6 protein-coding genes are annotated in these 4,279 nt (G+C 36.1%); 5 read left to right on the forward strand and 1 reads right to left on the reverse strand.

Features of this window, described 5'->3' with window-relative positions:
* Positions 1–144 precede the first annotated feature (144 nt).
* Positions 145–960, forward strand: coding sequence for an imidazole glycerol phosphate synthase subunit HisF (gene hisF / locus AB1414_16440; protein MEW6609007.1), 816 nt, complete (start codon positions 145–147; stop codon positions 958–960).
* Here the strand turns inward: hisF and AB1414_16445 are convergent.
* On the reverse strand, positions 901–1,098 hold the full coding sequence (locus AB1414_16445) for a hypothetical protein (GenBank protein MEW6609008.1): 198 nt from the start codon (positions 1,096–1,098) through the stop codon (positions 901–903). The two genes, hisF and AB1414_16445, sit on opposite strands and share 60 nt — an antisense overlap.
* 706 nt (positions 1,099–1,804) lie before the next feature.
* Between AB1414_16445 and AB1414_16450 the strand changes: the two genes are divergently transcribed.
* From AB1414_16450 to AB1414_16465, 4 genes are all read left to right on the forward strand, one after another.
* Positions 1,805–2,182 (forward strand): GxxExxY protein, encoded by a 378-nt coding sequence (locus AB1414_16450; GenBank protein ID MEW6609009.1) that lies wholly within the window; start codon positions 1,805–1,807, stop codon positions 2,180–2,182.
* Between the two features lie 156 nt (positions 2,183–2,338).
* A complete protein-coding gene (locus tag AB1414_16455; protein MEW6609010.1) occupies positions 2,339–2,857 on the forward strand; it encodes a lytic transglycosylase domain-containing protein in 519 nt (172 codons plus the stop codon).
* Position 2,858: 1 nt separating this feature from the next.
* Positions 2,859–3,437 (forward strand): hypothetical protein, encoded by a 579-nt coding sequence (locus tag AB1414_16460; GenBank protein ID MEW6609011.1) that lies wholly within the window; start codon positions 2,859–2,861, stop codon positions 3,435–3,437.
* Between the two features lie 64 nt (positions 3,438–3,501).
* On the forward strand, positions 3,502–4,279 hold a 778-nt coding region (locus AB1414_16465; GenBank protein MEW6609012.1), incomplete at its 3' end, for a hypothetical protein.

Below are 4,279 nucleotides of genomic sequence, written 5' to 3' on the forward strand. Positions count from 1 at the left end.
CCGTAGGAGCAATCTGTTTGTAGCATTCCGCAAAAGCAATATGTTTGTAGCTCCGTAGGAGCGACCTGTTTGTAGCATTGAATATCTGCTTCTTGCATTTTATTTAAACCTAACCGCACAGGTCGAAATCTTGCAGGAGGTAATATGTTAGCCAAAAGAATTATTCCCTGCCTTGATGTAGATAAAGGTCGGGTAGTCAAAGGTGTAAATTTTGTTAATATCCGTGATGCTGGTGACCCGGTGGAAGCGGCAGCGTTGTATGACCAGGAAGGGGCAGATGAATTAGTTTTTTTAGATATTACTGCCTCTTATGAAGATAGAAATATTATGATTGATGTTGTTCAAAGGACAGCAGAAGTCGCCTTTATGCCACTTACCGTCGGTGGTGGAATAAGGACTCTTGATGATATTGAGGCTTTATTGAGGGCAGGTGCGGATAGGGTATCGATGAATACAGCCGCGGTGAATAGACCCGCCTTTGTCAAAGAAGCCGCCGAGCGTTTTGGTAGTCAGTGTATCGTTGTCGCTATTGATGCTAAAAAACATCGCACCGAATCAGGATTTAAAACCGAAGGTATGGGCGACCTGATTGTTGGCTATCAGGCTCAAGAATGCTGGAAGGTATATATTAATGGTGGACGAACCCAGACAAATATTGACGCCCTGCAATGGGCAAAAAAAGTAGAAGAATTGGGCGCCGGCGAAATTTTATTAACCAGTATGGATAAAGATGGCACTAAAAATGGCTATGACCTTGAGTTGACAAAGGCTATCTCAGATTTAGTTAATATCCCAATCATTGCCTCAGGCGGGGCTGGTAAATTAGAGCATTTCTTTGAAGTATTAACCTTAGGTGGGGCAGATGCCGCCTTAGCCGCTTCCCTCTTTCACTACCGTGAGTTACCTATTCCTCAGGTTAAACAATACCTCAATTCTAAAGGAGTCGTGGTAAGAATTTAAGTAACCGTTCAGGCTATATATCAAAAGTGTAAGAAAGGGGATAAGGAGATAAGAGTGATATGGAGATAAGATAATAGAAATAGATTGAAATTTATAGAAATAGGTAGAAATTGATTGTGGAAAACAACAAATTTCCATAAATTTCTATTAGTTTCTATTAATTTCAATTTTTTTAATAATATCTCCCTATCTCCTTAATCTCCACATCTCCTTTTGTTACACCACCTGAACGCTTACACTATCTTATACTGGTTTAGTTCCGCATTCCATTTTTACACTTTACCCACAAATTTTACATACACCCGACCTAAAAAACACTCTTAAATTACTTGACAAATTATCTGTTTTATGTTATAATTAAAATATGAAAATTAATGATGGAGATGTCCAAAAAATGTTTATTACAACTAATCAAGGAAATATTCAGGCAATCCAGGAGATAAAATCTATCTGTAGAGGATTGCCTTATTTTTATTAGGTGAACAGGTGGTTAGTTAAATCTGTTCCTGATAAAGGTCTGCTCCTGATAGGCTCAGGAATTCAAGAATGGTAAGGGGCTAAATAATTACCAGTTACCAAAAAAACGAGGGGGGAAATAAAAAAATGCGACCTGTATGGTTAGAATAAACCACGAAAGGCACGGAGAAAAACTGTTCGTAGGTAAAGGATTAACAGCGAAATTTCCATCAAGAGACAGGCTCTGTGGATGAAATTAAAAAATTTATTTTATAATTGTGTCATTAGTGGTTTTTAAAGAGATGTGTAAAGTTAGTCTAATCATACAGGTCGAAGTTTTTTGTAGCCGTTCAGGTGTAAATAAGGGAAAAGGGGAAATAGAGGAAAAATGGAAAAGGAAGAAAGAGAAATACTAATCAATAAAATCATAGGTTATTGTATAGATGTACATAAAGAGTTAGGTCCGGGATTTATTGAAACTGTTTATCACAAAAGCTTAGAGAGCAAATTTAAAGATGAAAAACTAAACTTTGAATCTGAGAAGGAGATACCAATATATTATCATAATAGATTTGTTGGAATACATAAGTTAGATTTCTTAATAGAGAATGAGATTATTTTGGAAATTAAGACAGTTGAAGAAATTCATAACAAGTATTATGCACAGGTAAGATCCTATCTGAAAGCAGTAGATAAAAAGATGGGTTTGTTGATAAACTTTGCTGATTTTAAACTGGATATACGGAGAGTGGAAATAAATAAATAATTTTCCCTTTTCCCCAACTTTTCCATTTTCCCTTCATTACACCCTGAACGCTTACCTGTTATCCGGTTATCCGGAATTTACATTTATGTTTTATCGGATGGCAAGACGACAAAGATACAAATGGTGCTATGAGAAAAAAGAGGAGGTAGAAAATAAATGTTAGATGGTGTAGCAAATGTTTTAAATAGAATACAACAAATAAGCAAAAAATTTACAGAAATCGCTGGAGTCAGTGGTGATGGTAGTCCTTCTTTTCACCAAACATTAGATGAGGCGATTGAAGAGACAAAAAGTGCCCCTTTTTCTGAATTGATTGATACTTATAGTGAAAAATATGGGATAGACCCTAAATTAATCAATTCTATTATCAAGGCAGAATCAAATTTTAATCCTAATGCCGTCTCTAAAGCCGGGGCATCAGGATTGATGCAGTTAATGCCTGAAACTGCTAAGGCATTAGGGATAACTAATATCTTTGCCCCGGATGAAAATATCGAAGGGGGAATCAAATATTTTAAAACGCTATTGGATGAATTTAATCAGAATCTACCTTTAGCCTTAGCCGCTTATAACGCAGGACCTGAAGTAGTTAAAAAAACTAATAATATCCCCCAAATTGATGAGACTAAAAATTATGTGGAAAAGGTATTAAATTTTTATAAGGAGACTAAATAAGATGTTTAAAAACCAAACAGGAAAAGGGAATTTACCAGTAGTATTCTTACTTTTATGTATATTGATTGGGCTATTAGCTGGGAGTGTCTATCTTTTTGATGTCTTAGGAATATTTGATAAAGAGAAAATACTCGCTAAAGTTCCTGGAATAGGTATGTTTTTTACACCACCTAAAATTACTTATGAGGATGTCCAAAAAGAGGAATTACGGAAATTAAAAGAGTCAATTGACCTTAAACTACTTGAGTTAGAAGAGAAAGAGGAAAAATTAGCCCAAAAAGATAAGAAGTTGAAAAGTCGTGCAGAAGAACTTCTTTTGGCAGAGGAAGAATTACACCGTAAAAAACAAGCAATGGAAGAAAAACAAAGAATGTATGATGACCAGGAGGCAAAATGGGAGAAATTAGTTACCTATTATGAAGGAATGAAACCAGATGCCGCCGCAAAGATTCTCGCTGAAATGGATGACCAAATAGTCGTAGAGATATTCAAAAGAATGAAAAAATCTCAGGTAGCTATTGTTATGATGAAAATGGACCCAAAACGAGCCAGTGAAATATCCAGGAAAATGAGTAGATAAATTGGTAACTGGTAATAGGTGAGTGGTAATTGTTTAACCAATCACTAACGAAAAGGGTGAAAAAGTGAAAGTATTATTTTCAAAAGCAGGTTTGCAATTTAATAAGTTTCTTGATATTCAAAATGAAGAGAATTTAATTATAAATAAAGGCTCTTTTCTATCTCATCTTGTTCAATTGGCGATGAAAGAAGATAGAAGAATCTGTCTAAACAACCTGTCTTCTTTTAAAACTCCTGCATTACCAGATTTATTTAAAAATATGCCCGGCGATGTGCCATCATCTAAAATCTATATTACTTCAATGGAAAAACTCCCTCAGAAAGTAGTTGAGAAATTTCTTGGATTAAAAAAAGATGTTCCGCAACTTATAATTACTGAAGTAATTGACCATCCTAATCCTTTATTTGGACATCCAAAACCAGTATTTGCTACCCCGGATGTTAATTTAAGAACAATTGAAAAAAATCCGCTGATAAAAGAAAGAGAGATTAAAGATAAAAGTAGCGAGATAAAAGAGAAAAGTGTTAGTGCTGAGTTAAGAGTTAGCGACCGATTAGCGATAACCGACCAGGAATTACCCATTACCGCCAATCCGAAAGTAGTAATAACTAAACCGGATGTCCATGGAGTCCCGAGCCCCGAGCCCCGAGTTCCGAGCCCCGAGCCCCGAGCCCCGAGCCCCAATCCAAAAGTAGTAATAAGTAAGCCGGATGTCAATGAGCGAGTGATAAAGGGAGGCGAGGTTAAAGTTGAGGTTAAAGGTAGTGAGATAAAGGGGCAGGAAGTTACTACCAACCAGGGATTACCAATTACCAGTTACCAATTACCAATTACCAATTGTG

It is taken from the genome of bacterium, from assembly GCA_040755795.1.
Lineage (GTDB): Bacteria > UBA9089 > CG2-30-40-21 > CG2-30-40-21 > SBAY01 > JBFLXS01.